The 25,792-nt window shown below is 61.9% G+C and carries 30 protein-coding genes, 2 tRNA genes, 1 pseudogene and 1 riboswitch; of the genes and pseudogenes, 22 read left to right on the top strand and 11 right to left on the bottom strand.

Features of this window, described 5'->3' with window-relative positions; genetic code table 11:
* Window positions 1-156: 156 nt before the first annotated feature.
* Both AC0IYS_RS09795 and AC0IYS_RS09790 read left to right on the top strand, forming a co-directional pair.
* Entirely contained in the window at window positions 157-573 is a 417-nt protein-coding gene (locus tag AC0IYS_RS09795; protein WP_471704968.1) for a DUF4258 domain-containing protein, read from the top strand.
* 11 nt (window positions 574-584) lie between these two features.
* Entirely contained in the window at window positions 585-1,058 is a 474-nt protein-coding gene (locus AC0IYS_RS09790; protein ID WP_471704967.1) for a helix-turn-helix domain-containing protein, read from the top strand.
* Between the two features lie 43 nt (window positions 1,059-1,101).
* Here the strand turns inward: AC0IYS_RS09790 and AC0IYS_RS09785 are convergent, their stop codons facing one another.
* From AC0IYS_RS09785 to glyA, 8 genes are all read right to left on the bottom strand, one after another.
* On the bottom strand, window positions 1,102-1,653 hold the full coding sequence (locus AC0IYS_RS09785; RefSeq protein ID WP_471704966.1) for a GspH/FimT family protein: 552 nt from the start codon (window positions 1,651-1,653) through the stop codon (window positions 1,102-1,104).
* Between the two features lie 11 nt (window positions 1,654-1,664).
* Window positions 1,665-2,120 carry a type IV pilin protein gene (locus AC0IYS_RS09780; protein ID WP_471704965.1) on the bottom strand — a complete coding sequence of 152 codons (456 nt, stop codon included), beginning with the start codon at window positions 2,118-2,120 and terminating at the stop codon, window positions 1,665-1,667.
* Window positions 2,117-4,237: a pilus assembly protein gene (locus AC0IYS_RS09775; RefSeq protein WP_471704964.1), complete on the bottom strand. Its 2,121-nt coding sequence runs from the start codon at window positions 4,235-4,237 to the stop codon at window positions 2,117-2,119. The genes AC0IYS_RS09780 and AC0IYS_RS09775 overlap by 4 nt, the downstream gene beginning before the upstream one ends.
* 42 nt (window positions 4,238-4,279) lie before the next feature.
* The gene (locus tag AC0IYS_RS09770; protein ID WP_471704963.1) at window positions 4,280-4,813 is read right to left on the bottom strand and encodes a pilus assembly PilX family protein; all 534 of its coding nucleotides are present in this window, start codon (window positions 4,811-4,813) and stop codon (window positions 4,280-4,282) included.
* Window position 4,814: 1 nt separating this feature from the next.
* On the bottom strand, window positions 4,815-5,765 hold the full coding sequence (locus AC0IYS_RS09765) for a PilW family protein (protein WP_471704962.1): 951 nt from the start codon (window positions 5,763-5,765) through the stop codon (window positions 4,815-4,817).
* Window positions 5,762-6,325, bottom strand: a complete 564-nt coding sequence (gene pilV, locus AC0IYS_RS09760) for a type IV pilus modification protein PilV (protein WP_471704961.1) — start codon at window positions 6,323-6,325, stop codon at window positions 5,762-5,764. The genes AC0IYS_RS09765 and pilV overlap by 4 nt, the downstream gene beginning before the upstream one ends.
* A 112-nt stretch (window positions 6,326-6,437) precedes the next feature.
* Window positions 6,438-6,908 (bottom strand): transcriptional regulator NrdR, encoded by a 471-nt coding sequence (gene nrdR / locus AC0IYS_RS09755; RefSeq protein WP_209720521.1) that lies wholly within the window; start codon window positions 6,906-6,908, stop codon window positions 6,438-6,440.
* Window positions 6,909-6,988: 80 nt separating this feature from the next.
* On the bottom strand, window positions 6,989-8,236 hold the full coding sequence (glyA, locus tag AC0IYS_RS09750) for a serine hydroxymethyltransferase (RefSeq protein WP_471704960.1): 1,248 nt from the start codon (window positions 8,234-8,236) through the stop codon (window positions 6,989-6,991).
* Window positions 8,237-8,335: 99 nt separating this feature from the next.
* Window positions 8,336-8,459: riboswitch (ZMP/ZTP riboswitch) on the bottom strand.
* A 162-nt stretch (window positions 8,460-8,621) separates the two neighbouring features.
* Here glyA and AC0IYS_RS09745 point away from each other — a divergent pair.
* The 12 genes from AC0IYS_RS09745 (at window position 8,622) to AC0IYS_RS09690 (ending at window position 16,740) form a co-directional block, all read left to right on the top strand.
* The gene (locus AC0IYS_RS09745) at window positions 8,622-9,371 is read left to right on the top strand and encodes an SDR family oxidoreductase (RefSeq protein WP_471704959.1); all 750 of its coding nucleotides are present in this window, start codon (window positions 8,622-8,624) and stop codon (window positions 9,369-9,371) included.
* Between the two features lie 276 nt (window positions 9,372-9,647).
* Window positions 9,648-10,070: a tol-pal system-associated acyl-CoA thioesterase gene (ybgC, locus tag AC0IYS_RS09740; RefSeq protein ID WP_471704958.1), complete on the top strand. Its 423-nt coding sequence runs from the start codon at window positions 9,648-9,650 to the stop codon at window positions 10,068-10,070.
* A gap of 15 nt (window positions 10,071-10,085) precedes the next feature.
* On the top strand, window positions 10,086-10,778 hold the full coding sequence (tolQ, locus tag AC0IYS_RS09735) for a protein TolQ (RefSeq protein WP_471704957.1): 693 nt from the start codon (window positions 10,086-10,088) through the stop codon (window positions 10,776-10,778).
* A gap of 15 nt (window positions 10,779-10,793) precedes the next feature.
* Window positions 10,794-11,231, top strand: coding sequence for an ExbD/TolR family protein (locus AC0IYS_RS09730; protein WP_471704956.1), 438 nt, complete (start codon window positions 10,794-10,796; stop codon window positions 11,229-11,231).
* 12 nt (window positions 11,232-11,243) lie between these two features.
* On the top strand, window positions 11,244-12,209 hold the full coding sequence (gene tolA, locus AC0IYS_RS09725; protein WP_471704955.1) for a cell envelope integrity protein TolA: 966 nt from the start codon (window positions 11,244-11,246) through the stop codon (window positions 12,207-12,209).
* Window position 12,210: 1 nt separating this feature from the next.
* On the top strand, window positions 12,211-13,476 hold the full coding sequence (gene tolB, locus AC0IYS_RS09720; RefSeq protein WP_471704954.1) for a Tol-Pal system beta propeller repeat protein TolB: 1,266 nt from the start codon (window positions 12,211-12,213) through the stop codon (window positions 13,474-13,476).
* 38 nt (window positions 13,477-13,514) lie between these two features.
* Window positions 13,515-14,045, top strand: coding sequence for a peptidoglycan-associated lipoprotein Pal (gene pal / locus AC0IYS_RS09715; RefSeq protein ID WP_471704953.1), 531 nt, complete (start codon window positions 13,515-13,517; stop codon window positions 14,043-14,045).
* A gap of 107 nt (window positions 14,046-14,152) precedes the next feature.
* On the top strand, window positions 14,153-14,908 hold the full coding sequence (ybgF, locus tag AC0IYS_RS09710) for a tol-pal system protein YbgF (RefSeq protein WP_463451892.1): 756 nt from the start codon (window positions 14,153-14,155) through the stop codon (window positions 14,906-14,908).
* A gap of 57 nt (window positions 14,909-14,965) precedes the next feature.
* A tRNA-Lys gene (locus tag AC0IYS_RS09705) sits at window positions 14,966-15,041 on the top strand.
* Between the two features lie 13 nt (window positions 15,042-15,054).
* Window positions 15,055-15,130, top strand: a tRNA-Lys gene (locus tag AC0IYS_RS09700).
* Between the two features lie 317 nt (window positions 15,131-15,447).
* Complete coding sequence (locus AC0IYS_RS09695; protein ID WP_471704952.1) at window positions 15,448-15,930, top strand: hypothetical protein; 483 nt, start codon at window positions 15,448-15,450, stop codon at window positions 15,928-15,930.
* A gap of 333 nt (window positions 15,931-16,263) precedes the next feature.
* The gene (locus tag AC0IYS_RS09690; RefSeq protein WP_471704951.1) at window positions 16,264-16,740 is read left to right on the top strand and encodes a hypothetical protein; all 477 of its coding nucleotides are present in this window, start codon (window positions 16,264-16,266) and stop codon (window positions 16,738-16,740) included.
* A gap of 200 nt (window positions 16,741-16,940) precedes the next feature.
* Here AC0IYS_RS09690 and AC0IYS_RS09685 read toward each other — a convergent pair whose 3' ends face one another.
* Window positions 16,941-18,596 (bottom strand): YncE family protein, encoded by a 1,656-nt coding sequence (locus AC0IYS_RS09685; RefSeq protein ID WP_471704950.1) that lies wholly within the window; start codon window positions 18,594-18,596, stop codon window positions 16,941-16,943.
* Window positions 18,597-18,748: 152 nt separating this feature from the next.
* Here AC0IYS_RS09685 and AC0IYS_RS09680 point away from each other — a divergent pair.
* From AC0IYS_RS09680 to AC0IYS_RS09660, 5 genes and pseudogenes are all read left to right on the top strand, one after another.
* A pseudogene (locus AC0IYS_RS09680) lies at window positions 18,749-18,987 on the top strand (NADPH:quinone oxidoreductase); the annotation flags it as partial.
* 126 nt (window positions 18,988-19,113) lie between these two features.
* Window positions 19,114-19,317: a type II toxin-antitoxin system RelB family antitoxin gene (relB, locus tag AC0IYS_RS09675; RefSeq protein WP_471704949.1), complete on the top strand. Its 204-nt coding sequence runs from the start codon at window positions 19,114-19,116 to the stop codon at window positions 19,315-19,317.
* A complete protein-coding gene (locus AC0IYS_RS09670; RefSeq protein WP_471704948.1) occupies window positions 19,292-19,567 on the top strand; it encodes a type II toxin-antitoxin system RelE/ParE family toxin in 276 nt (91 codons plus the stop codon). The genes relB and AC0IYS_RS09670 overlap by 26 nt, the downstream gene beginning before the upstream one ends.
* A gap of 55 nt (window positions 19,568-19,622) precedes the next feature.
* A complete protein-coding gene (locus AC0IYS_RS09665; RefSeq protein ID WP_471704947.1) occupies window positions 19,623-19,865 on the top strand; it encodes a hypothetical protein in 243 nt (80 codons plus the stop codon).
* A 22-nt stretch (window positions 19,866-19,887) separates the two neighbouring features.
* Window positions 19,888-20,217 (top strand): cupin domain-containing protein, encoded by a 330-nt coding sequence (locus AC0IYS_RS09660; protein WP_471704946.1) that lies wholly within the window; start codon window positions 19,888-19,890, stop codon window positions 20,215-20,217.
* Window positions 20,218-20,354: 137 nt separating this feature from the next.
* Here the strand turns inward: AC0IYS_RS09660 and AC0IYS_RS09655 are convergent, their stop codons facing one another.
* Together AC0IYS_RS09655 and AC0IYS_RS09650 are read right to left on the bottom strand one after the other, a co-directional pair.
* Complete coding sequence (locus AC0IYS_RS09655) at window positions 20,355-20,924, bottom strand: hypothetical protein (RefSeq protein ID WP_471704945.1); 570 nt, start codon at window positions 20,922-20,924, stop codon at window positions 20,355-20,357.
* Between the two features lie 8 nt (window positions 20,925-20,932).
* Complete coding sequence (locus AC0IYS_RS09650; RefSeq protein ID WP_471704944.1) at window positions 20,933-22,123, bottom strand: zinc-dependent alcohol dehydrogenase; 1,191 nt, start codon at window positions 22,121-22,123, stop codon at window positions 20,933-20,935.
* Window positions 22,124-22,364: 241 nt separating this feature from the next.
* Here AC0IYS_RS09650 and AC0IYS_RS09645 point away from each other — a divergent pair, with 241 nt between their 5' ends.
* The 3 genes from AC0IYS_RS09645 (at window position 22,365) to AC0IYS_RS09635 (ending at window position 25,724) form a co-directional block, all read left to right on the top strand.
* On the top strand, window positions 22,365-23,828 hold the full coding sequence (locus AC0IYS_RS09645) for a lipopolysaccharide biosynthesis protein (RefSeq protein WP_471704943.1): 1,464 nt from the start codon (window positions 22,365-22,367) through the stop codon (window positions 23,826-23,828).
* A gap of 7 nt (window positions 23,829-23,835) precedes the next feature.
* Window positions 23,836-24,765, top strand: a complete 930-nt coding sequence (locus tag AC0IYS_RS09640) for a glycosyltransferase family 2 protein (protein ID WP_471704942.1) — start codon at window positions 23,836-23,838, stop codon at window positions 24,763-24,765.
* A 104-nt stretch (window positions 24,766-24,869) separates the two neighbouring features.
* Complete coding sequence (locus AC0IYS_RS09635; protein WP_471704941.1) at window positions 24,870-25,724, top strand: hypothetical protein; 855 nt, start codon at window positions 24,870-24,872, stop codon at window positions 25,722-25,724.
* Window positions 25,725-25,792: the final 68 nt, after the last annotated feature.

The following is a 25,792-nucleotide window of genomic DNA, read 5'->3' as shown; positions in this document are numbered from 1 at the left end:
CGACAATTGCCGGCTGCGCCATTATAAGCAAACGGAAATCCTGGTGCCTCAATGACCACAGACTGCCGAGATCTAGCAAATAGCTCCAACGATCCTCGGCAGGTTTAAATTTGTCGAGAAAAGTCAGGGTGTTCGTCCGAAATTTAGCCAGTATAGATGTATTGTTGTGCGCCTCGCTCGCCCCCCGGCAGGCGGCAACTGTCTATAGATAACTCGATTGCTTTTAACGGTCCCATGACCTATATTTTGTATAGGCTTCCGATGAGCACGAAAAGAACAAGACTATCGCAACAGCAACTTGAAGCGCTGATCAGAGCTGAGTCCCTAGACTCGTCGAAGGTTAGCTTCACGTTGCATGCTCAAAAACAAATGGCGGCTCGCAAAATCACGCACGCGTGTGTGTTTTCGACATTACGGAACGGAAGAATCAGAAGGCGCCCGGAGCCAAATCCGGCTAGGGGATCGCTAGAGTGCCGTATGGAATATTTCTGCATCGGACGCAACGTAGCAGCGATAGTTGCAGTGAGCGACGATGATCCAGACTTGGTTCTCGTAACAGCGATGTACACTTAGGAGAAAATATTATGTACCACTTTACCGATGGTGGACTGCGCAATGTGTGGCTCAAAAATGGCTATGTTGAAAAAAACACTCCATACGGGAAGGCGGTGTCGTTCCACGATCTCCCAGGCTTAACAAAGACGATCTGCAATGCACTTATAAAGAAGCCTGGGAAGCTGAACAGCGCGGAATTTCGTTATATTCGGAACGCCATGGAGTTGTCTCAACGCTCACTTGGCAAGCTACTCGGCTGTTCAGAGCAAGCGGTCGCTAAATGGGAAAAGCACGGACGCATTCCGAAAGCTGAGGATTTCCTAATTAGGCGCATTTATGCCGATAAGGTGGGTGGTGACGGGAAAGTGGGAGCCGTCGTCGAGATGCTCAATGCCATCGATAGGATTTCGCATTCAAAAATCATAGTCTCCGAGGATCACGAGAAATGGACATCGCAGATAGAGATACCTGAAGACGACGCAATCCAAGTTGAACAAGCATGAAGAGAACGACATCCGAGACGACGTCGGTAAGTCATTGAGGAGTTTAATTGCCCGCCCCGTCGCAATTGGCAGTGTCTTTGACCGGGTCGCACACGCGCAGCCTGCCCAGCATGTTGATTTTGATGTTGCGCGCGTCGTCGCCCCGCGCCAGCGACAGCGTGCCCCAGCGCGCTGATAAGCTGTTACTGGCATTGCAACTGCGGCCCGCGCCATTGTAGGCCAGGTAGAGCGGCGTTCCGCCGGACGAGAATGCGGAGACGACCGTCATCCCGTCCGGCAGCGGTCCGTGCTGGAAGAGGCGCTGTTCACCGGCGTCCGGCCGGCGGTTGCCGTTGTCGTCGACGAACACCACCCAGCCCTTGGCCCAATCCCTGCCGCTCGGCTCCAGCGGCCCCAGCATCACCTGACCGCCGCGCGCGATCGCATGCGAGCGGGTCAGGTCGATGGCCGCGACCAGATCGTTGACGGCCGCCCGCAGTTGCTGCCGCCGCATCACGTCATGGTAGGCGGACGCGGCGGCGCCAAGCAGTATGCCTGCCAACACCAGCACGACCAGCAATTCCACCAGCGACACTCCCGCGTTATCACGCTTCATGGCAGCCCCGTTCAGCGCCAGCACTTGGCGAGCGTGCCTTTCGACAGCCGCTCGCCGATGCTGCTGAGCGTCATTTCGCGGCATTCGTGGTCGTGGTAGTCGGCGTCCACCACGGCGGTGCCAGCGGTGGCGACCAGTTGCACGCATTGCTCGATCGGCTCGTCGTCGCAGGCCTTGCCTTCGATTTCGTAGCCGCTGCCCGGCGCGCGGCTGCCGCTCCACCACTGAAACTGGCGCGCCTCGAAATCTGTCGAGCCGGAGGAGAATGCGATGTACGTGCCGTGCTGCGTGAAATAACGCTCCTGCTGCAACATCAACTTCAACATCATCGCCTGCGCCTCGTTGCGGCGGGTACTGATCACATGCTGCTGCCAGGCGGGCATGGCGGCAGCGGCCAGCACGGCCAGGATCACCATGACGATCAGCATTTCGATCATGCTGAAGCCGGCGTGTGCGCGGCGGCTCATTTGAAGGCCTCGTGCAATTGACGCCAATTGCCCACCTCGCGCCAACTCAGGCGCCCGGCGCGCAGTTGCACCTTGACGCGGCCAACGACCACGTTTCCCTGCGGCGTGAGGTTGGTAACGGCCAACTCTTTGAGCAGGCGCGTGCTGCCGGTCGGGTCGCGCGGCGTCTTGCTCGACGTGACGGGCAACAGCGACGGCGTCGCCCTGTATGCGTCCGATACCTGCCCGACAATCGGCTGCTCCGTGGACGGCGGTGTCGGCAGCGTTGCAACGCTATCCTTGGTCAGGCCAGTGAGCACATTGAGCGCATAAGTTCTACTGCGGGCCTTATCACACGGATCGCTGCGCGGTAGCAAAGTATTGAAAAAGACCTCGCCACCGGCCAGCACGCCGCTATCGATGCTGCGTTCTCCCGTCGTCTGCGCCTGCAAGAAATCGACATACCAGCCCATGCTGTCGAATGCCATTTTGGCGCCGCTGATGCTGAACGGCGCCGTGCCGGCATTGCCGCTCAGTACGCGCTGCGTCAACTGGCTGCGGCTGGTTACGACCTCGGCGGGATCATGCAAACTGTCGCGAATCGCGTAATAGGACTGCGGCGCGAAACTGGCCGACGTACGGTCGGCTTTTTCGATCAACTTGCCGGTCCCGAATAAAACCAGATAGCCGCCGCCATCGGCATACGCCAGCAAAGGCTGCTGGATGATAGGCTGACGCCTGCCGCTGTCGTCGCGCGCGACAAACAGCGGTGTGCCTCCGGCGCCGGGACCGACCGCGCCCGCCCAAGGCGCGCCGCCGTCGAAATCGAAACGCCACAGGTTGCCCTGCAAGTCGCCTGCGTAGCCATAGCGAACAGCACCCATGCGGTCGGCCACCAGCACCGGCGCGTTGAGCCCGTTGGCCAGCGCCGCGTCGGAAATGGGCGTGATGAGTCGGTAGTAGTTGACGTTGAGCCGCCATGCCGCGCCACGTGGCTTGTCGAGCGCCAGCAGGAACAACGCGCCCTTGCCCGTCGGGCTGGCGTTGCCGTCCGCAGCGTAGTTGTTCAAGCCGCTCGCGACAACCGCAAAATGTTTGTAGATCGGCACGCCCGCCACATCCCGGCTGCGCAATTTGGCAATTTGCGGCCGTGTGGTGACATTGCCCATCAGCGCGTCGTCGCGGTCGGTAAATTCCCACAGAACACCTCCGCCGTCGGCGAAGCGCAGCGGGTCGGTAACGTCCAGCGCGAAAACGCCTTGCGCCCCGGCGCCCATCCCGGAGACCAGGACGGTCTTGCTGCTGCCATTGATCGTCGCCTCGCCAAAGCTGGCCGGCCCGTCCACATAGGCTTGGTGCACATAGTCGGGACTGGACAGGTGGTTCAACTTGGCCATCAACGCGTTAGGCACATAGGCGAAGAGTTCGCTGCCGTCGGCGGCGTTGAAGGCGTGCAGCATGCCGTCGTTGGCGCCGATGTAGATGACGTTCGGCCGCGTGGCGGACGCCGCGCCGGACGCTGGCCCGACATACACCGGCGTGCTGTTAATGGAATCGCCCAGCACGCTGCTGCGCGCGCGGAAGAGCATGCCTTCCTGCGTGCGATCGCCGCGCAGGAAAGCCAGGCGTTGCTCGCCCATGGCATCGGCGCCGGTGGCGGGCGGCGGCGCCTGATTCAGTTGCTGCCGCTGCTCTGCCGACAAGGCGCTCCATTCAAAAGGGACCATCTCCAGCGCGCCGCCAGACTGCACGATAGCGGTGAAGATTTTACGCGCGGCCGGGGCTGGCGATGGCGCACGCGCGCCGTCGCCCGTCAGCAGCACGCCGGCGTCCCACATCGCCGTTGGCGTCGAGGAAAATCCCGCGCCGCCGGGAGACAAAGCGTAACGGGAAAAGTGTCCACTCCAGTCGGCCATATTCATACTCGCCTGAAACAGGTCGCCGGCACTGGCGCTTGCCGGCGGCGGCGCCACGAGCAGCAGGGAGGCGCCGTCGAATTCGGCAGCACCGGCCGGCGGCGTGGCGACGCAGCATGCCGCCGTCAACGGCTCGCTGGCGATATCGAGCACGGGCGGAGCAGCGACCGCGCAAGAGGTGATCGTGATGGCCAGCACCGCCGACCTTTTCAGCATTCGCATTAACCAGCGCCGACCGTTCTTTGCAGACATACGCCCTCCTCCTCACTCCGGCTTGCGGAACACACTTTGCAACACCACCTCGGTTGCCGGTTTCGCCCCGAAACCGATCGCCGTCACCCGATAGCAATAGCTGGGTGTGGCGACGGCGGACGCATCTTCTCCAGGATGATGGCACTCGGTACGTTCGATCAGGTAACGCGGCTTCTTAAACGGCAGGAAGCCTTGCCCGGTCTGCATCGCCGCCCCGGTCGCCGCGCCATACGCGACCGTGCAGCCGGCATCCACCTTGCCCGAAAGGTCGACCCGCTGCCACACCGGCGCTTCGCCGCAGGCCGGATCGACGACCTCGCCGCCGCCCGCCTGGATGTCACGTTCCGCATCCGCCAACGCATCCTCCGCCGCCTGAAACGCCACTTCCCGATCGCGCTCGCCGCGCGCGGCCTTCTCGCCCTGCAAACTCAGCTGCGCCGCCGACACGCCCAGCAGCATCACCAATATCAGCATGAGCAGGCACACCAGCAACGCCACGCCGCGCTCTTGCCGCAGCGAGGCGCCACCCCTTAAGCGCGCCCTCATATCAACCGCTCCTGTTGCGCAGCGCGACCGTCATTCCGAACACCCGCCGCGCTCGCCATCGCTGCGATTCGGGAAATAATCGCTCCGTAATCCGCACGCCCTGGTCGTCGCCGTGGCCATCGGAATAAGCCGGCCCGAACAGGTCGAACCGGCGCACCACGGTATCGGCCCGCGTGTTGTTATCGCCGTGCAAAAGCAACGCGAGCTTCACGCTGCAGACGCGCTTCCAGTTGGTCTTGCGGTGCAGATCGCGCTGGAGTTCCTCAGGCGTGGCGCCGACCAGCACCAGCGCCGCGTCCATGCCGTTGATCGCGGTCGCATTGACGAAGGTATTGGGAATGCCATCGGCCGGCTCGTCGCTATCGAGGCCGTACAGCACCTGAAAAGAATCGACGCCGCGCACGATGGCGTCCGCGCCCCAGCCCGCCGCGCTGCGATATTTGCAGCGCAATTCCGGCTCGCCGCCGGCATCGGCGGCGACATAAAAGATGCTCCAGCCGCGCTCGTTCACGGCCGAGGGCGCGCCCACGCCGAAGCCGGCACAGTTAAGGCTGGAGCCGTCGCCGTTCGCGCCGTCCCCATAACCGGAGAAACGCAACGCCAGCACGTCGCTGCCGTTGGCCGCGTCCGGCGCCACGCCGGAGATACCGTCGCTGGCCTTGCTGATGCTGCTGGCGTCAAGACCGGCGATGGCGGCCGGCTCGTGCGCGGCAAGCTCGGCCGGCGCCTCCTTGCTGTCCCAGTTGACATACGCGCCCTGCCGTATCGCCTGCGACATAATCTCCAGCGCATAGCGCCCGCCGTCGTTGATCCACATGTTCTCGCTGTGATTGCGGTAGCTGCCGCTAGTCGCCAGCAACAATCCACTGGCCAGCAACGTCAGCACCAGGCCCAGACCGGTGGCAATGACGAGCTCGATGATGGTCCAGCCCTGCTGGCGCGCCCGCATCATGGCGCCCCCACGGTCAACGCCACGCCGGGCATGTACTCGCCGGCCTCGTCCTTGCGCGGCGTGCCGTCGGGGTTCTTGCCGCGCCAACCGACCTTGATCACCAAAGGCGCGCCGGCCCCACCGCTGCACGCCCAGCGCAGCTTGCCGCCCGACCACAAGCCGGCGTCGCGGCAGACCACGGCGCGGCCCGCCGGCAAGTTCTCGCGCATCAGCGTCTTCATTTCATACAGATCGAACGCGGCCAGCTGGACGCCGTCGCAATCGCCGCCATAGCACAGCGCGGACGGCGCCGGCGGGTCGGGCTCGGCCAGCACATCGTAATCGAGGGTGAGATACAGGTTGGCGCCATCGGCCAGCCGCATATGTTCGGCATTGGCGCGCATGCGTTCGGCCATGCCGACGGCCAGCCAGGACGCCTGTGCCAGCAAGGTCGACTGGTGACGGGCTCGCAGCGCCGCCAGTTGCATCGAAACGCCGCCGACGATGCCCAAGGCCAGCACGAGCACGGCGATCATGACTTCGACCAGGGTAAAGCCGGCAACAGCACGGGCCGTGAGCATGCACACCTCCGCAAGTCGACAGGGACAGTCAGCGACTGTCGGGGACTAGCTAGACGGTAGCAGCGGCCAATGGCCGAGGTATGAGGTGGATCAACTGTGCGCTAGCAGGATGCTAGCTTTTGCGCGGCTTGCGGTCCTGTCCGACTTCGGCGATGGCGTCCTGGAACTCGGCCAGGTCTTCGAAGTTTTTATAAACCGATGCGAAGCGGATATACGCAATCTTGTCGAGGCGCTGCAACTCCTGCATCACCAGCTCGCCGATGTAGCCGGTGTCGACTTCGCGCTTGCCGCTGGTGAGCAATTTTTCCTCGATCGACAACACGGCCGCGTCGACGGCGGGCGCCGCGACCGGACGCTTGCGCAGGGCCAAGGTCAGGCTGCCGCGCAACTTGGCGGCCGAGTACTCGGTGCGGCTGCCGTTCTTCTTGACCACATACGGCATGACCAGCTCGATGCGCTCATACGTGGTAAATCGTTTATCGCATTTGCCGCAACGCCGGCGCCGGCGGATGGAATCCCCTTCCTCGGATACACGCGTATCGAGAACCTGGGTATCGTCATGCTGGCAGAACGGACATTTCATATGAGCCATGGGCAAACTTACATTGAACTACTTAACGGGACGCCAGCCAGGCCGGCGCCCCGCCTTACTACTGAAGCAAATTACTTGGCGTAGACCGGATATTTATCGGCCAGCACCTTCACCGCCGCTTTGACGCGCTCGATGGTGGCGGCGTCGTGCGGATTGTCCAGCACGTCGGCGATCAGGTTGCCGACTTCTTCCGCTTCGGCTTCCTTGAAACCGCGCGTGGTCATCGCCGGGCTGCCCAGGCGAATGCCGGAAGTCACGAATGGCTTCTGCGGATCGTTCGGGATGCCGTTTTTGTTGGTGGTGATGTGCGCGGTGCCCAGGATCGCTTCGGCTTCCTTGCCGGTCAGGTTCTTCGGACGCAGGTCCACCAGCATCACGTGCGACTCGGTGCCGCCGGACACGATGCGCAGGCCGCGCTTGATCAGGGTCTTGGCCAGCACGTCGGCGTTGATGACGACTTGTTGCTGGTAGGCCTTGAATTCTGGCGTGAGCGCTTCCTTGAAGGCGACGGCCTTGCCGGCGATCACGTGCATCAGCGGGCCGCCCTGGATGCCAGGGAAGATAGCCGAGTTGATGATCTTCTCGTGCTCGGCCTTCATCAGGATGATGCCGCCGCGCGGGCCGCGCAGCGATTTGTGCGTGGTCGAGGTGACGAAGTCGGCGTGCGGCACCGGGTTCGGGTACAGGCCGGCGGCGATCAGGCCGGCGTAGTGCGCCATGTCGACCATGAAGTAGGCGCCAACGGCCTTGGCGACGGCGGCGAAACGCTCGAAATCGATTTTCTTGGAGAAGGCCGACGCGCCGGCGATGATCAGCTTAGGCTTGTGTTCCTTCGCCAGCGCTTCCATGGCGGCGTAGTCGATGTCCTCTTCCGGGGTCAGGCCGTAGGACACAACGTTGAACCACTTGCCGGACATGTTGAGCGGCATGCCGTGGGTCAGGTGGCCGCCTTCGGCCAGCGACATGCCCATGATGGTGTCGCCCGGTTTGAGGACGGCGAAGAACACGCCCTGGTTCGCCTGCGAGCCGGAGTTCGGCTGCACGTTGGCCGCTTCCGCGCCGAACAGTTGCTTGACGCGATCGATCGCCAGTTGCTCGACGACGTCGACGTATTCGCAGCCACCGTAGTAGCGCTTTCCTGGATAGCCTTCGGCATATTTATTGGTCAGCTGCGAGCCTTGCGCTTCCATCACGGCCGGCGAGGTGTAGTTCTCCGACGCGATCAGCTCGATGTGGTCGTGCTGGCGGGTATTTTCTTTTTGGATGGCGCCGAACAATTCCGGGTCAACGCTGGCGAGGGTGTGATCTTTTGCGAACATGAAAAACTCCAATCGAATGAGTAACTGTAGTACTTGGCAGGCTGGATCGAATGAGGGACGCCGATAGCGGACAGGCAGCCTCTTTCGTGCTTTCCATCGATGGGCTGCCCAGGCGAACGGCTAATGAAATCTCACGTTTCCCGGTGGATGCCCACCTTTCGCCGACGGATCGACGCACCATTTTGGGGCCGACCGCAGCTTTTCGCCAGTTACGTGAGACGTAATGGAACCCGGATTGTAATTTATGCGCCAGATTTGAGCAAGGAAGCGGCTTGCATAACTGGCAAGATTGTGCGTTTTACCGGCGGGCCTCGAGGGATACTGCCATTTCGGCTACAATTTTGTCCAGCCTTCCGCCCTCTTACCTCATCGACAAGGATAAAACATGATCGTCTTCATCACTGGCGCCACCGCCGGCTTCGGCGCCGCCATGGCCCGCACTTTCGTTCAAAACGGTCACAAAGTGCTGATCAGCGGACGCCGCGAGGACCGCCTGCAGACCTTGTCGGCCGAACTGGGCGACGCCGTGCTGCCGGTAGTGCTGGACGTCACCGACAAGGCATCGATCAAAACGGCGCTGGACGGCCTGCCTGCCGAATGGAAGCAGATCGACGTACTGATTAACAATGCCGGCCTGGCGCTGGGCGTCACCCCGGCCCACGAATCGTCGCTGGACGACTGGGACACGATGATCGCCACCAACTGCAGCGGCCTGGTCGCCATGACCCGCGCGATCCTGCCGGACATGGTCAAGCGCGGCAGCGGCACCGTCATCAACCTCGGTTCCGTCGCCGGCGCCACGCCCTACCCGGGCGGCAACGTCTATGGCGCCACCAAGGCGTTTGTCGAACAGTTCACCTTGAACCTGCGGGCGGACCTGATCGGCACCGGCGTGCGCGCCACGAATCTGGCGCCGGGCTTGTGCGGCGGCACCGAATTCTCGAACGTGCGCATGAAGGGCAACGACGAAGCCGCCGCCAAGGTGTATGAAGGCACCGTGCCGCTGACGGCCGAAGACATCGCCAACACCGCGTTCTGGATCGCGACCTTGCCGCCGCACATCAACATCAACCGCATCGAGATGATGCCGACGTGCCAGGGTTACGGTCCGCTGGCGATCAAGCGCAACCCTTAAACCCGAGGACGGAGGGGCCGTACCCCGTACGGGGTACGACCCCGGCGGTGCGTCGCCGTTCGGGTGAAAGCATGCGTCCCTGCAATTCGTAAGCGGTTGTTACAATCCTTGGCAAGTTGCCTGTAAACCGCTTAACTGTCACCAGTGCAATCTTTGCGCCCCAAGTTGAAATCCCGCACAAGTGGCGGGATGGACGTGCATTCAACCGTCCAAACTTCAACCAAAAGAACAAAATCGCGTAGAATGTTGCTCAACACAACTTGCAATCCTAACAACATGCCAGCAGAGTTCATCTGGAACGTCCGGGTCTACTACGAAGACACCGACGCCGGCGGTATCGTCTATTACGCGAACTATCTGAAGTTCTTCGAGCGCGCCCGCACCGAATGGCTGCGGCAGATCAATGTGAGCCAGCACGCTTTATTGCAGGAACACGACGCTATGTTCGTCGTCAAAAGCGTCAGCGCGGAGTATCATGCGCCTGCTAAGCTTGACGACGTAATAAAATTAACATTAAGTATCGAAAAATTAGGACGCGCCTCGATCTCCTTTGTCCAGGAGGCATGGTGCGGCGAGCAACTGCTGAACACGGCGCGGGTCAGGGTCGGCTGCGTCGATTCGACGCTGCGCCCGCGCGCGGTGCCGCCAGCGGTCGCGGACAAAATGCGCAGCACCACCAACATCACGAAAACAGACTGATCAGACTGATAAATAATGAACGTCACCCAAGACCTCTCTTTCCTGTCCCTCATCTCCAACGCCCACCTGATCGTGCAACTGATCATGGCGTTGTTGTTCATCATCTCGCTGACCAGCTGGACCTACATCTTCAGTAAATTGTTCGCGGTGCGCTCGGCGCGCCGCCTGACGATCGACTTCGAAAAAACCTTCTGGGCCGGCGGCAACCTGCACGCGCTGCACCAGAACGCCGGCAAGGACCGCGCCAACAGCGGCCCGCTGGCGCGCATCTTCGAAGCCGGGATGGGTGAGTTCATCAAAAGCAAGGCCGCCTACGCCGCCAGCCGCGATCCCGTCGACCACGGCGCCATCCTCGACGGCGCGCGCCGCGCCATGCGCGCCGCCTTCCAGCGCGAAATGGACGTGCTTGAATCGCACCTGGCCTTCCTGGCCTCGGTCGGCTCGGTGTCGCCGTACATCGGCCTGCTGGGCACCGTCTGGGGCATCATGAACGCCTTCCGCGGCCTGGCCAACGTGCAGCAAGCCACCCTGGCCGCCGTCGCGCCCGGCATCGCCGAAGCGCTGATCGCCACCGCCATCGGCCTGTTCGCGGCGATTCCGGCGGTTGTCGCCTACAACCGCTTCTCGCACGACATCGATCGTCTGGCGATCCGCTTCGAAAGTTTCGTCGAAGAGTTCTCCAATATCCTGCAACGTCAATCGCGTTAATAAGGCAGAGAGACCATGGCTTCCTCTTTCTCCAGCAGCATGCGCGGCGGTCGCGGCCGCAAGTTCAAGTCCGAAATCAACGTGGTGCCGTACATCGACGTCATGCTGGTTTTGCTGATCATCTTCATGGTCATGCCGTCGGCCACCGACCCGAGCATCGTCGACTTGCCGAACGCTGAAAAATCGACCAAGCCGCCAAGCGACTACGTGCAAATCGTCATCAAGCCGAACGGCGCGCTGTCGATCGGCGTCAAGGGCAAAGACGAGGACGCGCCGGAAACGGCGCCGAACCGCGACGCGCTGGTCAAGAAACTGCGCACGCTGCACGAAACGCATCCGGAATACCCGGTGCTGATCGCCGGCGACAAGGAAAGCAAGTACGACGACGTGATCCAGCTGATCTCGGAAGCGAAAAAGATGGGCATTAACCGGGTCGGCTTGTCCACCAAATAACTAGTGCAGACGATGAAACCCGCAACCGCAGGCGGTCCGTACAAGGTTCCGCGACATAACGAAGGCTGGCGCTCCGTGGTGCTGGCCGTGGCGATGCACGCGGTGCTGCTGCTGTTCCTGTGGGTCGGCGTGAGCTGGCAGAACAATGAACCGACCGAAGTGCAGGCCGAGATCTGGGACATGAAGGTGCAGGACGCCGCGCCGGCCGAGCCGACGCCGGAGCCTAAACCAGCGCCCGAACCGGAGCCGGAACCGGAGCCGGCGCCCGTCGTCAAGGCCCCGCCGCCGCCACCGGTGGAGGCGCCGCCCGCGCCGAAGGAACCCGATATCGCCCTCGAACGCCTGAAGGCCAAGAAAAAACTCGAAGAGAAGAAGCTGGCCGAAGCCAAGGAAGCCAAGCTGAAACAGGAAGCCGAAGAGAAGCAGGCCAAGCTGGAAGCGAAGAAGCTGGCTGACAAGAAACTCGCCGAGCAAAAGCTGAAGGAAGAAAAGCTGAAAGAGGAAAAAGAGCAAGCCGAGAAAGAGAAGAAGGAACTGGCCGAAAAAGACAAGAAAAAAGCCGTCGCCGACAAACTGGCCAAGGAAAAAGCCGAGAAAGCCGACAAGGCCGCCAAGGACAAGGCCTTCGCCGCCGAAATGAGCCGCATCACGGGCTCGGCGGCCAAGGGCTCGACCGGCACGGCCGCGCAATCGACCGGCGGCAAGGTCGACGGCGGTTATTCGGCGGCCGTCCGCGCCAAGATCAAGAGCAATCTGGCTTACGGCGGCGAAGACGACAGCCTGACAGCCACTTACCTGATCACCCAGTTGCCGTCCGGTGAAATCATCAACAAACGCAAGATCAAAGGCAGCGGTTCGCCGGCCTACGACCAAGCGATCGAGAACGCGATTGACAAGTCGTCACCACTGCCAAAGAAGAAAGATGGTACGGTAGAACGCGAACTTACAGCCGTCTTCAACCTGAAGGAAATGCATTGATATGAAAAAACTGACCCTCCTTTACGCCGGCCTGACCATTGCGGCCACCATGGGCGCGGCCCAGGCGCAGATGCGCATCGAAATTTCCGGTGTCGGCAGCAACCAGATCCCGGTCGCCGTGGCCGGTTTCGCCAACGAAGGCGTATCGCCGCAAAAAATCTCCGAGATCATCAAGGCCGACCTCGAGCGCAGCGGCGCCTTCAAAGTGATCGACGCCGGCGTCATCAGTGACGTCAACAACATCGACTACAGCGCCTGGAAATCCAAGGGCGCCGATGCGCTCGTCGTCGGCACGGTCGATGCGCTGGCCGATGGCCGCTACGACGTGCGCTACAAGCTGCTCGACACCGTCAAGCAAGCCAAGATCTCCAATTTAGACAAAGCCGTCACGGCGCAGTTCACCCGCCTGTCGGCGCACCTGATCGCCGACGACGTCTACTTCAAGCTCACCGGCATCCGTGGCGCTTTCGCCACCCGCATCTCCTACGTCAAGCAGGAAGGCCGCAACTATCAACTGCTGGTGGCCGACGCCGACGGCGAAGGCGAGCAACTGGCGCTGCGCTCGAACGAACCGATCATCTCGCCATCGTGGTCGCCGGACGGCACCAAGGTCGCCTACGTCTCGTTCGAGCAGAAAAAGCCGGTGGTCTACGTGCAAAACCTGGTCACCCGCGCCCGCACCGTGGTCGCCAACGAAAAGGGCAGCAACTCGGCGCCGTCGTGGTCGCCGGCCGGCAATAAACTGGCCGTGGCGCTGTCGAAGGACGGCCACACCCAGGTCTACACGGTCAACACCGACGGCAGCGGCCTGCGCCGCGTCTCCAACAGCAACGGCATCGACACCGAGCCGCAATTCTCGGCCGACGGCCAGAGCATCTACTTCACCAGCGACCGCAGCGGCGGCCCGCAGATCTACCGCATGAGCGCCGACGGCGGCGAAGCCAAGCGCGTGACCTTCAGCGGCACCTACAACACCAGCCCGCGCATCTCGTCGGACGGCAAGACCCTGGCCTACATTTCGCGCCGCGACGGCAACTTCCAGCTGTACGTGCTGGACCTGGCCAGCGGCCAGGAGCAGCGCCTGTCGGACACCACCAGCGACGAATCGCCGAGCTTCGCCCCCAACGGCAAATACATCATGTACGCCACGCAAGCCGGTGGCCGCAAATCGCTGGCCGTGGTGTCCGTCGACGGACGTGTCAAGCAACGCCTGACCACGCAGGCGGGCAACATCAAGGAGCCCACCTGGGGTCCATTCATGCAGTAAATAAATCTGGTCTTTACTATTATTACTAGGAGAATCAAATGCGCAAACTCAGCAGCTTAGCTTTCGTCATCACCACCGCCGCCATCCTGTCCGCCTGCTCGACCCCGGTCAAAGTATCGGAGCCGGCACCAGTCGTCGAGCGTCCAGCCGACAAGGCCGCGCCGTCGCAATCGGACACCCGCACCGTCGCCCCGGTGGAAACCAAATCGCTGGATCCGCTGGACGATCCAAAAGGCGTGCTGGCCAACCGTAGCATCTACTTCGACCTGGACAGCTACGTCGTGCGCGCCGACGGCAAGCCAGTGGTGGAAAACCACTCCGCTTACCTGACCAAAAACAAATCGCGTTCGATCCTGGTTCAAGGCAATACCGATGAGCGCGGCAGCTCCGAGTACAACCTGGCGCTGGGCCAGAAGCGCGCCGAAGCCGTGCGCAAAGCCATGACCACGCTGGGCGTGCCGGAATCGCAGATCGAAGCCGTCTCGCTGGGCAAAGAGAAGCCAAAAGCGACCGGTTCGAACGAAGAGGCATGGGCACAGAACCGTCGTGCTGACATCGTCTACAAGTAATCGAAAGCACTACCCTTTTGCCGGGTCACAGGCATAATACGGGGCGGCGCGCGGTATTCAACCGCGCCCTGCCCCGTTTCCATTTTGATTTGCTGAAAGCGCCCGACATGAAGAAACTCACCAAATCCGGCCTCGCCGCCGCCCTGCTGGCCGCGCTGACGTGGCTGCCGATGCAAGCCCACGCCGGCCTGTTCGACGACGACGAAGCCCGTAAAGCCCTGCTCGACCTGCGCGCCAAGGTCGAAGCGATGCGCATCGAAATGAACGCCCGACTGGACACCAAGTCCGACAAGTCCAGCGCGCTGGATCTGGTCGCGCAAAACGATAACACGATGCAGGAGCTCAACAAACTGCGCGGCCAGATCGAAGTGCTGCAAAACGAGCTGTCGAACGCGCAAAAGCGCCAGAAGGATTTCTACGTCGACCTCGACACCCGCCTGCGCAAGCTCGAGCCGCGCGAAGTGACGGTCGACGGCAAGGCCGCCCAGGTCGATCCGAACGAGGAGAAGAACTACGGCGCGGCCATGGAACTGTTCAAGGCCGGCGACTACAAGGCGGCGGGCACGGCCCTGTCCGACTTCGTGCGCCAGTACCCCGCCTCCGTGTACACGCCCAACGCGCAGTACTGGCTCGGCAACGCCTTCTATGCCCAGCGCGACTGCAAGAGCGCCATCAGCGCGCAGCTGCAAGTGCTGAAGAACTACCCGGACAGCCCGAAGGCGCCGGACGCCATGCTCAACATCGCCAGCTGCCAGACCGAGCTGAAGGACAAGGCCGCCAAGAAGACGCTGCAGGACCTGATCAAGCAATATCCGGAGTCCTCGGCCGCCGTCACGGCCAAACAGCGCCTCGGCGGAAAATAATGTCCTGAGGGCATTTGACAGGTTGGGCCGATACCCCCTATAATCTCGCTTCTTCGGGGGTCGTTAGCTCAGCTGGTAGAGCAGCGGACTTTTAATCCGTTGGTCGCAGGTTCGAATCCCGCACGGCCTACCACCGAAGCACCCTTGGGTCGTTAGCTCAGCTGGTAGAGCAGCGGACTTTTAATCCGTTGGTCGCAGGTTCGAATCCCGCACGGCCTACCAAGAATAATCAAGGAAGCCCACGAATTTCGGTTCGTGGGCTTTTTTGTGTCTGGTCGCTCTCTGTTTTTGCTTTTTTTCCTCCATCACCATCAACGCACAAATAGTCTGCCCTCATCAAGCAATTACCCGATAGCAAAGCTTTGATTTTCTAAACATCCGTCGGAAATCAAACAACACAACCGCTCCTCGGTTCCGACCAAATTGTCGAATTTCTCTAACTTAGGCATTGGCTCTCTTCATCGAGCAGTTGCGCTCCTTCAAATGCCGTCGCTCTACGACGCAGTAGTCTTGTCAAACACCACTGACAGGAATTCACCATGCAACGATCCGACGAAGAAGAGTTCGAAAACGCGATCAAATCGCTCGAAGTGACAACTGCCAGCGCAGGGATGCATCTAGAGCTCGATTCCACAGCCCGCCGGATCTACGCACGCGAAATAAAAGCCATGTCAGACAGTCTGCGCCGCGAAGTCGTCAGCGGCAAGATGAGTTGGGCGCAAGCGGCGGAACAGGCCCACGACACCCGAAACGTCGTCATGCAACTTATCAGATCACGCACCACTCCTGCCGCCCGCGCTTACGCAGAGTACAGAAAGGCGGAGGGTCGTAGTCTGAATGCGCTAATCGCTGAAAAAACTTCGAAGCTGTTCGGGAATGGTGCGATCTTCGCAAAACTCACCCCGTCACAGCAGAATCGCGTCTTTGCCGAAGTTGTGGCGTCAGCCGGTAGATCTCATCCTTCGGTCACACGCAATGCGATGCGATTGTCTTACTTGGGCCGTGGCGTCATTCTGCTGTAACTAGCACTATCGACGTATAACATCCTCAACGCTTCCAACAAAGCCACTGCGGTCAAACGCGAGCTTATTACCACGGCGGCAGGAATCGGTGGGAGCATCGCCGCAGGGGCGCTCGCGGGTTTGGCGTGCTGCCCTGGTGCCCCGGTATGTGTGACAATAGGTGCGTTTGCTGGAGGAGCTCTGGCCGCCTTCAGTGCTGGCTTTATTTGGTAGACCACGCTCGTGAGATTACTCCCGACCTCAAAGTTTGCGGCGCGATTGGCGTCACCTCCGTCCGACACGGAACTGCCGTCATCTGAATTGCTTTTAGACGGTAGGCCAAGTGGATTGATCGTGACCGGTGCCGTGCTGGAAACGGCCTTGGAATGGCAAGGCTGCAGCGTCGTCTTCTTCACTGATGACATCCCCTACGAAGACATGCTGCGAATTTACATGTTCGACGCTAATTTGACATTGGTCGATTCGGCAGTGCTCGGCTCGAGGTACTCCACCGGCACGTTTGCTGAGCTGAATCTACTGCCGCCGAATTCACTGACGTTTCGCTTTTTTGGTGGCAACGTTTGGCGCCTGATATTGCTCGACAAACAGGAATTTGCCCTGCCCTTCCTTTCCGACCCTGGAGGTGTGAGTCGAAAGTTCAAATTCTTCCGGCATTTCCGCATCGAAGGCAAACCACAACCGGAAGGGGTGTGCGAGACTTCAAATCAGCATTACAAGACTCCCCGAACGCAAGTCGCCACATCGCTACCACGCCGCGCTTCAAGAAGCGAAGCGCAACACTCGTTCATCGCCTCGGCGTCATCCTTCTAACCCTTGGGTTGGTCGCGGTTCGCATCCCCCACGGTCGCCACGCTCAAACCGGAAAATCCGTTGGCGCCGCCTTCGCGTGAGTTTTTCCGCATATCCTGAAGGAGGAGAAATCCGACTCAGGGAACACATCGCCGAAGCAGAACACAAGCCCATGAATTAATTCATGGACTTGTTTACATCCGACCTGTCAGCGCGCGCCCCTAGCGGTAGATCAAATAATACTTCGCCCCACTCGCGTTCTGAATCGGACTCGTGGTCTGCACCAGGGCCACATGGTTACCGCCCGCACTGTGGAAAATGCTGCGACCATAACTTTGCAGCCCGTCGATCATCGGGAAGCTCAAATCTGCGTCGTACATCAACAGGTCGCCGGTGTAACGGCGGTAAGCCTGCGGGTAGGTCAACGCGTAGTCGGGATAGCTACCCTGGGTGGCGGCGATCGCCAGCGTCTCCTTCGTGTCGGACTGGCTGATCGACGCGAGCGTGCCCGTCAGCGCCAGCCTGCCGCCGTAAGTCAACGTATCGGTACGGAAGTACGTGCCGGCCGAGGTAAACACCAGGTCTTCCTTGGCCGAGAGGAACAAGGTCGAGCCGATCGCATAATCGCCATGGTAGGGCGAGTCACCGTACAGGACGACCGCGTTACTTGCCGCGTCCGTGGTGAAGTACGAGATATCCACCGGCGACAAACCCTCGGACACCGAGAACCCCTTGCGGTTGACGGCGGAATACACGCCATGCACGGTGCCGTAGAAGTAACCGAAGCCGGTGGCCACGGTTGCGATCGTCGCGCCGGTGCGTGCGTTGAGCGCGACCACGGAGGGCGAATACCACTGCCCGCCCGTCTGGCCGGACAGATACGCGAGGCCGCTGTCGGTGAGCGCGACCTCGGTATGCGAGCCGCCCGTAGGACTGCTGCGCACGACGCTGGCCGTCTGCAGGTCCACCAGCGTCACCACGCCCTCATGCAGCACGGCGGCCAATTTGCCGTCGGCGCTCAGGCTCATCGCCTTGAACGAAGCAGGCAGCAGCACCGACTTGATCAGACCCGAGAACGGATCGACGATCTTCAGCACGTCCGGCCCGCTTGACACCATGATCACTTTATCCAGCGATTTGCTGTAGCGCGCGGCGAGCGGCGTGAACGGCAACGCGACGGAACCGCTCTGCTGCGCAAGCACTTTGACCTCCAGGCGCGTGGTGACGGCACGCTTGCCATCGCTGATCTTCAGCAACAGCGTGTAGGTGCCAGCGACGTCCGGCGTGAAGGCCAAGCCAGCCGAGGCGACGTCGGCCAGCACCACGGCCGAGCCGTTCGGCTTGGCATCCAGTGTCCAGTTGTAGGTGAGCGCATCGGCGTCCTCGTCGTAGCTGAGGGCGCCGGACACCTTGACCACCGCGCCGGCGAGCACCGTCAGCGCGTTCTTGTCGAGCACCGCGACAGGCGAATGATTGGTGGCGGTCACGGTCAGATCCTGCTCGGACGATGCGCCGGCGGCGTCGGTCACGCGCAGGCGAACCACGTAATTGCCGCCGACATCCGGCGTGAACTTCACGGACGCCGTGGTCGACGCGGGTAGCGCGACATTGCTGCCGGCAGGCTTGGACTGCAACGTCCAGGCGTACGTCAGCGCGCCCGACTCCGGATCGGTGCTCCCGGCACCGCTAAGGGCCACCTCGGCGCCGATCGAAGGGGTTCCGGCATCGGCCGCCAGCGCCAGCACCGCCTTCGGCGCGACGTTCGGCGGCGGGGCACTTGTTCCGCCCCCGCCCCCGCCACAGCCGGCCAAGGCCAGCAAGGCTATTAATGCTGCGGACGAGGTCAGCTTTTGTGCGGGCGAGACTACAACTTTCATATCGTGATCCTGTGGTTTTCGTATGGCAATTATATTGTTTATCTTGCAAATAAGCGAATTTATTATTCCTTTAACTCTTTTATGCAACGTTTCAGACCGGCACGTAAAACAAAGGGCGAAGATGGGAGCAATGCCACCAGCACATCGGTCGCGCGCCGGGTGACGAAGTCTGGTGTACCCCGCAAATATTCGACGGTCCGGGCAGCTATGCCGAGTACCACGTCGCTGCGGAAAGCATCATCGGGAAGAAGCATGCCTCGCTGAGCCATCTGGAGGCAGCGAGCCTGACACTGGTTGGCGGCACCGCGTATGAGGCCTCGTTGTGCGCGCGGGGTTCAGGGTCGGCGAAAGCATTCTGATCCACGGGGACGCCGGGGTCCTCGGCCACGTTTTGAACGCTTACCGCCCCTTGCCGACAGTACGGCGGATCGGGTCTCGTTCGCTCTCTTTTGATGTCGATCAACGGATTTGAGTGTCACGGCATAGCGCAATCTATCTGCCGTATAATCGTCAAATCATGAGTGAAAAACCATCTCCAATTGAGTCCAAGTTCGCAACACCTGAAGAGGCTGCAGCCTACGACCAGTGGTTTCGTGCGAAGGTTCAGGCATCGCTTGACGATCAGCGCCCCACCCGCTCTCACGAACAAGTAATGGCGACAGTTCGCAAGATCATCGAAGCGAAGCGCGACGACAATGCTTCCGATCCGATGGCAAGCTGAAGCGGAATCAGATTTGGCGACGATTCTCGCCTACATCGCGCAACGTAGCCGGCAAGCAGCCACTGACTTGTTCAACAAGATCAATCAGGCCATCTCAACACTCCCACAGCATCCACACCTCTATCGTCTTGGAAGGGTAGCGGGCACCCGTGAAATGGTTGTCCATTCAAACTACGTTGTTGTATATCGTGTTGGCGTAACCGAGATAGAAATCCTTTCTATCGTGCATATGCGCCAGCGGTATCCCTGATTCAAAGCCCGGTTACATGGTGCCCGTCGTCGACCGCGCGCGCAGGTCCGTGCTGATGCCGAAGTCGATACAGAACAAGTTCGGCTATGAATTGGAATTTGATGAGCACGGCTCGCTGGACGATTTGCAGATCGACAAAAGCCGGGATCTATTTTTGAGGCCTGATGACCGCGTCAAAGCTTCCGGCATCATTCAAACCGCAGCTCCGGGGTCAGGTCCACCATTTCCACACGAGCCCATGCATACCCCCGTCCTGTTGCCCTGCCGCGCAACGCAAGCGGTGCTAACATGGAAATAAATCATCAACCACGGAGGGCATCATGGCTTTGGAACATGCGAAACCCGGAGAAGTCATTGCATTGAAACATGCGGGCGAAGACGTCTCGACTTTTTCTTCCATCGCGCTCACCAAGACCGAGCAGATCGAATTGATCCGGCTGGTGCTGCCAGCCGGAAAAGAGATGCCGGAGCACCACGTCAAGGGCGAGATCACCTTCCAGTGCCTCTCGGGGGAAATCGCGTTCAGCACGCGCGGCCAGCCCACCACGCTCAAGGCCGGCGAGATGTTGTACCTCGAAGGCGGCGCTCCGCACGCGGTCCGCGCGCTGGTCGAATCTGTGGCGCTGCTGACCATCGTCCTGCGCCACTGAGCCATCGTACCGGCAGGAGATGTCGCGTTGACCTGCGAGCCTGCGGGCAGCAACGGCGCCAGGCGGACTACGCTACGCGCATCCGCCTGTAGTGATGTGGACGAGCTTCAAAACTATCGGCGTCTAGGCATCGCCCCTCACGCACGCCGCCGCTTGAGCAGGTACCAACCAATCCCCACCACCGCTGCGCCGATCGCCGCCTTCTTCGCCACGCCGGCCTTGTTGTAGCGCCACTCCGCAGCCATGCCCATTTCGCCGAGCACATTTGGCACCCTGCCTTGACGCAAGTCATCACCGATGCCTTCGACAGCGTCGACGCGGTCGGCCAGCAACAGCATCAGCCAATGCCGAATATCGTTCTCGGTGGTTTTGAAGGCGGCGCGGCGCAGCATGCCGCTCAGGCCACGCGGCGGCGCGCTGGTGCCGTACAGCGGCGTGATACCGGGCCGTTCGGGCGATACCAGCACTTCGACGGCGCTATGCTGCTGTTCGGGCGGCCGCAGCGGGCCGTCGAGCCGGGGCGGCGTCCGCTCCATCGGCACGCCGGGCCGGTTGGCGCGGTCGAGATCACTGCCCCAGCCGGGGATCTGCTCGCGCGGCGTCACACCTTGGCGCGCCGCGACGTCGCCGTGCGGCCCGTGCGCGTGGCCGTGCCGGTGGATGTGACTGGCGTCGTTTTCACCGTACTCTTTATCGTCGTTTTGCATGATGCCTCCTAGTGCAAGATGACGCCGGCGGGCGTCGTGGCGATCCGGGGAGTGGCGTTGGGCGGAATCAACACCGTCTTGATGCACTGATCCAGCTTCTTGGCGAAGATGTGATACGCATCGGACACCTCTTCAAGCGGCACCCGATGGGTGATGATCTGTTTCGGGTCGATGTGGCCGGCGCGGATGTGCTCGATGAGGCGCGGCAAGTGGCGCTTGACGCTGGCCTGGTTCATGCGCAACGTCAGGCCCTTGTTGAGGGCGTTGCCGATCGGCACCGCGTTGAAGGTCGGGCCATAGACGCCGACGATGGACACGTTGCCGCCCTTGCGCACCGAGTTGATGGCCCAGTGCAGGGCCGTGGCCGAGCCGCCCTGCAGTTTCATGTAGCGCCCGGTCAGGCGTTGCGCCGCGCTGCCGGCCGCCTCGCAGCCGACCGCGTCGATGCAGACGTCGGCGCCGAGCCAGTCGGTCATCTTCTTGATATGCAGCGCCATATCGCCCACCTCGCGGAAGTTGACCACCTCGCACTGCGCGTAGCGGCGCACGAAGTCGAGCCGGTACTCCACATGGTCGACCACGATCACCCGCCCGGCGCCCATCAACCACGCCGACTTGGCGGCGAAAATGCCGACCGGTCCGGCGCCAAACACCACCACCGTGTCGCCTTCGCTGATATCGCCCATTTCGGCGGCCTGATAGCCGGTCGGCAAGGCGTCGGTCAGCAACACCGCGTCGTCCTCATGGATGTCTGAAGGTATCACGGTGGGACCGATGTCGGCCATCGGCACGCGCACCAGTTCGGCCTGCCCGCCATCGTAGCCGCCGGCCGTGTGCGAGTAGCCGTAGATGCCGCCCACGGCGGTCGCTTCTGGATTGGTGTTGTGGCAATTGCCGAAAAGTTCGCGGTCGCAAAAGAAACACGAGCCGCAGAACACGTTGAACGGGACCAGCACCCGATCCCCCACCTTGAGCCGCTGCACGCCAGTGCCGACGTCGACCACCTCGCCGACGAATTCATGGCCGAAGGTGCTGCCGACGCGGGTGTCCGGCACCATGCCGTGATACAAATGTAGGTCCGATCCACAGATACACGAGCGTGTGACGCGAACAATCGCGTCGCCGGGATGCTCGATCTCGGGGTCAGGTTTTTGCACCGCGCGGACGCGGTAAGGGCCACGATAGTCCATTGCAAGCATGAAATCCTCCTCGGTATAGGCGCGCGGCGACCGCCTTTCGGCCACCGCTGCGTACATGGTAGGCGCCGCCGCGTTGGCCAACGTAGGCCGTGATATAGCGATCCTGTAGGAGTTTGACCAATCAACCGGCAATGCCCTGGAGCACCCAAGTTCGTTCCAGGTCAAAGGACCAGGGTCGAAACCCGCATAAGATGCCAAAGCCCCCTCGAACCTGCCGCCGCGTCCATGCGGACAACCTGAAATGAACGCGATTAAAAGTTCCCTGCTGATGTCGTTCGCCGAGAAGTACACCGTGCTGGTGATCGGCATGGCCGGCGGCATGGTCATCGCGCGCCTGCTGACACCAGGCCAGATCGGCATCTTTTCGATCGGCGCCGTGGTCGTCGGCATCACCCAGCTGGTGCGCGATTTCGGCGTCGGCCAATACCTGATCCAGGAAAAAGACCTCAGCACCGAGCACCTGCGCGCCGCCTACACCTTGACGATGCTGATCTCCTGGAGCATGGCCGCCCTGCTCGCGCTGGCCGGCGCTCCGGCCGCGGCTTTCTACGACGAGCCCGGTGTCGGCGACGTCCTGCGCGTGCTGGCCCTCAACGTCCTGCTGATCCCGTTCGGCTCCATCACGCTGCCGGTGCTGCGCCGCCAGCTGCGCTTCCGCGCGCTCTACTGCATCAACGTGGCCAACGCACTGACCAACCTGCTTGTCTGCCTGATGCTGATCGAACTGGGCTTCGGCTACCTGAGCCTGGCGTGGGCGGCGGTCGCCAGCAGCCTGGCGACGGTGCTGGTGAGCCTGCCATTCCGCCCGGCCGACATCCCCTGGCTGCCCGGCCTCACCGGCATGCGCCAGCTGCTGCGCTTCGGCGCTTATGCGACAGGCTCGAACGTGATCGACGAGTGCGGCGTCGCCGCGCCGGACATGATCATCGGCAAGCTCATCGATGTCGAGGCGGTGGGCCTGTTCGGCAAGGCCCAGGCCACCCTGAACATCTTCAACATGCTCATCACGCGCGCGGTCACGCCGGTGATCCTGCCACTGTTCGCCGCCAATGTCCGTGAGGGCCACGACGTCAAACGGCTGTATCTGCGCACGGTCGCCTGCATGGCCGGGCTGGCGTGGCCGTTCTTCGCCGTGCTGGCCGTGCTGGCCACGCCGCTGACTCGGCTGCTGTACGGGCCGCAGTGGGATGCCAGCGCGCCCTTGGTGCGCATCATGTGCGTCTCGACCGCCACGTTCTGCCTTTTCAGCATGGCGCGCGACCTGTTCGTCGCCATGGGACAGGTACGGCTGCGCGCACAGCTGGAGGCCGTCGGCGTGTCGGCACGCATTGCCGGCATCGTCGTGGCGGCGCCGTTCGGGCTGGAGGCGGTGGCCTGGAGCATCGCGGCGACGTCGCTGCTGCGTTCCGCGCTGCTGTACCGCAGCCTGGCGGCGCTGACCGGCATGCGCATCGCCGAGCTCGCAAGCGGCGTGGCGCGCTCGGCCGCCCTGACGGCGCTGACGGTGGCCGGTCCGGCGCTGCTGATGCTGTCGGCCGGCCTCGACGGCGCCAGCCCGATGGTGCTGCTCGCGCTTGCCGGTACGGCCGCGCTGGCCTGCTGGGTGGCGGGGATAATCTTGCTGAACCACGAGATCAAGCCGGACCTGATGGCGGCGGCGCGCCCGCTGCTGCGCCGACTGCTGTCGAAACCGGCGCGGCGCTAGGAACGATATGCCACAACACTCCATCATCATGCCCGTCTACAACGGCCAGGCCTATCTGGCCGAGGCGATCGACAGCATCCTCGGCCAGACCTGCGCGGACCTTGAACTGATCATCGTCAACGATTGCGCCACCGACGCCTCGGCTGAGATCGCGGCCGGCTATGCCGCGCGCGACACCCGGGTGCGCGTCGTCTCGACGGCGGTCAACTCCGGCGCGCCCGCACTGCCGAAGAACGTCGGGCTGTCGCTGGCGAGGGGGCGCTACATTTCCTTCTGCGACCAGGACGACGTGATGCTGCCGGACAAACTGGAACACGCCACGCGCGTGTTCGAACAGCATCCCGAGCTCGACATCCTCTTCGCCGACTTCGAACCGTTCGGCGAGGCGCTGCGCGGGCAGCGCGGCTACCTCGCGCACAAGGAGTTCACCTCGAAGGCGCGCGACTACCTGGAGCCGCTGGGCGGCGAGCTGTACCGCTGCCGTAACTTCTGGGGCTGCATGGCCGGCCTGCAGACCGGCATGAGCACGCAAACCATCCTGTGCCGGCGCGAAGTCATCGTCGGCGAGCGCTTCGACGTCCGCTACCGCATCCTGGACGACATCGCGATGTGGTACCGGTTCGGGGAGACGGCGCAGATCGGCTTCCTCAACCGCACCGTGGCCCGCTACCGACACCACGACTACGCGCTCACGACAAACGAAGCCCTGCTCGCGCGCGAAACGCTCGCTTTCCACAAAGAAAATTATTTCCGTCAATCGCATTTGTTCAACGCCGCCGAGAACCAGCGCTACCGCCGCATGCTGGCCGGATTCCTGATCCGCGTCGCCTCGTGTCCCAACGTCACAAAGCTGGAGCAGCGCGCCAATCTGGCGCAGGCGCTGATTTTCGAGGTCAGCCTGAGCACCATGCGCTGGCTGCTGCAAACATTCGCGTGACGGCGATGCGCGGTGTTAAACTTTCCCTCATGCATTCATCATTCACGTCCCACCTTTCAACCGGCACAGCGCCCAGCACGTCACGCAGAACCGCGCTACTGGCCTTGACCGCGCTGGCCTTGCGTCCGCGCGACGCGCTGGCGTCAGCGGAACCGATGGACTACCGCTACTGGGACTGGGGCAAGACCCCGAAGCGCGATCAATACCAGACCGCCGTGCTCAATCTGGCCCTGCAAAAGACGATACCGGCCTACGGCCCCTTCACGGTCGAGCGCGTGACGGACACGATGAGCACCTCGCGCGTCCGGCGCGAAATCCATTCCGGCAAGCGCATGAACGTCCAGGCCTCGCCGTGGCGCGATCTGGATGCCGACGATCCGCAGGAACGCGCCATCATGATCGGCACGCCCGTCCTGAGCGGCTTGCTGGGCTACCGCCGATTGATCGTGCGCCGCGACGACCTGCCGAAATTCAAAGCCATCAACACCGCCGCGCAATTAAAACAACTGGTGGCCGGACAAGGCCGCGGCTGGGTCGACAACGCCGTGCTGCGCCACAACGGCTACCAGGTCGTCGACAGCGGCAACATCGCCACCTTGCTCGACATGCTGGTCAGCCGCCGCTTCGACTACTTGCCGATCAGCGTCGTCGAGGCGGATTTCCTGATGAAGGAGCACGCGCAACTGGTCGACACCTTGGCGCTGGCGCCGGGTCTGATGCTGTATTACCCGTTGCCGGTGGTGTACTACGTCAGCGCCAACGCGCCGCGCCTGGCGCAGCGGCTCGAAGCGGGCCTGTCGATGGCCAAACGCGACGGTTCGCTGGAGGCGCTGACCGCGCGCTACTTCGCCAAGGAAATCGCGCTGGTGAAAGCCAGCGCCGGCCGCTGCTTCACGCTGGCCCATCCGCTACTGCCGAAAACCTATGCGATGGAGCCGCCGCGATTGCTAAGCCGCTAGCGCCGCATCGGCCATGAAAAAACGGCCGGGTCCCGCATGCGATGCGGAACCCGGCCGTTCTGTTTGGA

It is taken from the genome of Duganella sp. AC237, from assembly GCF_979254035.1.
Note: the sequence above shows the minus strand (reverse complement) of the source record. Positions and strands in the feature narration are given on the sequence as shown.

Excerpts from the sequence above, each read along its gene's own strand:
- AC0IYS_RS09730 (WP_471704956.1), top strand. The coding sequence starts at position 10,794 with ATGGCTTCCTCTTTCTCCAGCAGCATGCGCGGCGGTCGCGGCCGCAAG.
- AC0IYS_RS09695 (WP_471704952.1), top strand. The coding sequence starts at position 15,448 with ATGCAACGATCCGACGAAGAAGAGTTCGAAAACGCGATCAAATCGCTC.
- AC0IYS_RS09770 (WP_471704963.1), bottom strand. The coding sequence starts at position 4,813 with ATGAGGGCGCGCTTAAGGGGTGGCGCCTCGCTGCGGCAAGAGCGCGGC.
- tolB (WP_471704954.1), top strand. The coding sequence starts at position 12,211 with ATGAAAAAACTGACCCTCCTTTACGCCGGCCTGACCATTGCGGCCACC.
- AC0IYS_RS09650 (WP_471704944.1), bottom strand. The coding sequence starts at position 22,123 with ATGCTTGCAATGGACTATCGTGGCCCTTACCGCGTCCGCGCGGTGCAA.
- AC0IYS_RS09670 (WP_471704948.1), top strand. The coding sequence starts at position 19,292 with ATGCTTCCGATCCGATGGCAAGCTGAAGCGGAATCAGATTTGGCGACG.
- relB (WP_471704949.1), top strand. The coding sequence starts at position 19,114 with ATGAGTGAAAAACCATCTCCAATTGAGTCCAAGTTCGCAACACCTGAA.
- tolQ (WP_471704957.1), top strand. The coding sequence starts at position 10,086 with ATGAACGTCACCCAAGACCTCTCTTTCCTGTCCCTCATCTCCAACGCC.
- AC0IYS_RS09665 (WP_471704947.1), top strand. The coding sequence starts at position 19,623 with ATGCCGAAGTCGATACAGAACAAGTTCGGCTATGAATTGGAATTTGAT.
- AC0IYS_RS09765 (WP_471704962.1), bottom strand. The coding sequence starts at position 5,765 with ATGATGCGGGCGCGCCAGCAGGGCTGGACCATCATCGAGCTCGTCATT.
- AC0IYS_RS09645 (WP_471704943.1), top strand. The coding sequence starts at position 22,365 with ATGAACGCGATTAAAAGTTCCCTGCTGATGTCGTTCGCCGAGAAGTAC.
- AC0IYS_RS09785 (WP_471704966.1), bottom strand. The coding sequence starts at position 1,653 with ATGAAGCGTGATAACGCGGGAGTGTCGCTGGTGGAATTGCTGGTCGTG.
- AC0IYS_RS09660 (WP_471704946.1), top strand. The coding sequence starts at position 19,888 with ATGGCTTTGGAACATGCGAAACCCGGAGAAGTCATTGCATTGAAACAT.
- AC0IYS_RS09790 (WP_471704967.1), top strand. The coding sequence starts at position 585 with ATGTACCACTTTACCGATGGTGGACTGCGCAATGTGTGGCTCAAAAAT.
- AC0IYS_RS09775 (WP_471704964.1), bottom strand. The coding sequence starts at position 4,237 with ATGCGAATGCTGAAAAGGTCGGCGGTGCTGGCCATCACGATCACCTCT.
- AC0IYS_RS09745 (WP_471704959.1), top strand. The coding sequence starts at position 8,622 with ATGATCGTCTTCATCACTGGCGCCACCGCCGGCTTCGGCGCCGCCATG.
- ybgC (WP_471704958.1), top strand. The coding sequence starts at position 9,648 with ATGCCAGCAGAGTTCATCTGGAACGTCCGGGTCTACTACGAAGACACC.
- AC0IYS_RS09795 (WP_471704968.1), top strand. The coding sequence starts at position 157 with ATGTATTGTTGTGCGCCTCGCTCGCCCCCCGGCAGGCGGCAACTGTCT.
- pal (WP_471704953.1), top strand. The coding sequence starts at position 13,515 with ATGCGCAAACTCAGCAGCTTAGCTTTCGTCATCACCACCGCCGCCATC.
- AC0IYS_RS09640 (WP_471704942.1), top strand. The coding sequence starts at position 23,836 with ATGCCACAACACTCCATCATCATGCCCGTCTACAACGGCCAGGCCTAT.
- AC0IYS_RS09780 (WP_471704965.1), bottom strand. The coding sequence starts at position 2,120 with ATGAGCCGCCGCGCACACGCCGGCTTCAGCATGATCGAAATGCTGATC.
- AC0IYS_RS09685 (WP_471704950.1), bottom strand. The coding sequence starts at position 18,596 with ATGAAAGTTGTAGTCTCGCCCGCACAAAAGCTGACCTCGTCCGCAGCA.
- pilV (WP_471704961.1), bottom strand. The coding sequence starts at position 6,325 with ATGCTCACGGCCCGTGCTGTTGCCGGCTTTACCCTGGTCGAAGTCATG.
- tolA (WP_471704955.1), top strand. The coding sequence starts at position 11,244 with ATGAAACCCGCAACCGCAGGCGGTCCGTACAAGGTTCCGCGACATAAC.
- AC0IYS_RS09655 (WP_471704945.1), bottom strand. The coding sequence starts at position 20,924 with ATGCAAAACGACGATAAAGAGTACGGTGAAAACGACGCCAGTCACATC.
- nrdR (WP_209720521.1), bottom strand. The coding sequence starts at position 6,908 with ATGAAATGTCCGTTCTGCCAGCATGACGATACCCAGGTTCTCGATACG.
- glyA (WP_471704960.1), bottom strand. The coding sequence starts at position 8,236 with ATGTTCGCAAAAGATCACACCCTCGCCAGCGTTGACCCGGAATTGTTC.
- ybgF (WP_463451892.1), top strand. The coding sequence starts at position 14,153 with ATGAAGAAACTCACCAAATCCGGCCTCGCCGCCGCCCTGCTGGCCGCG.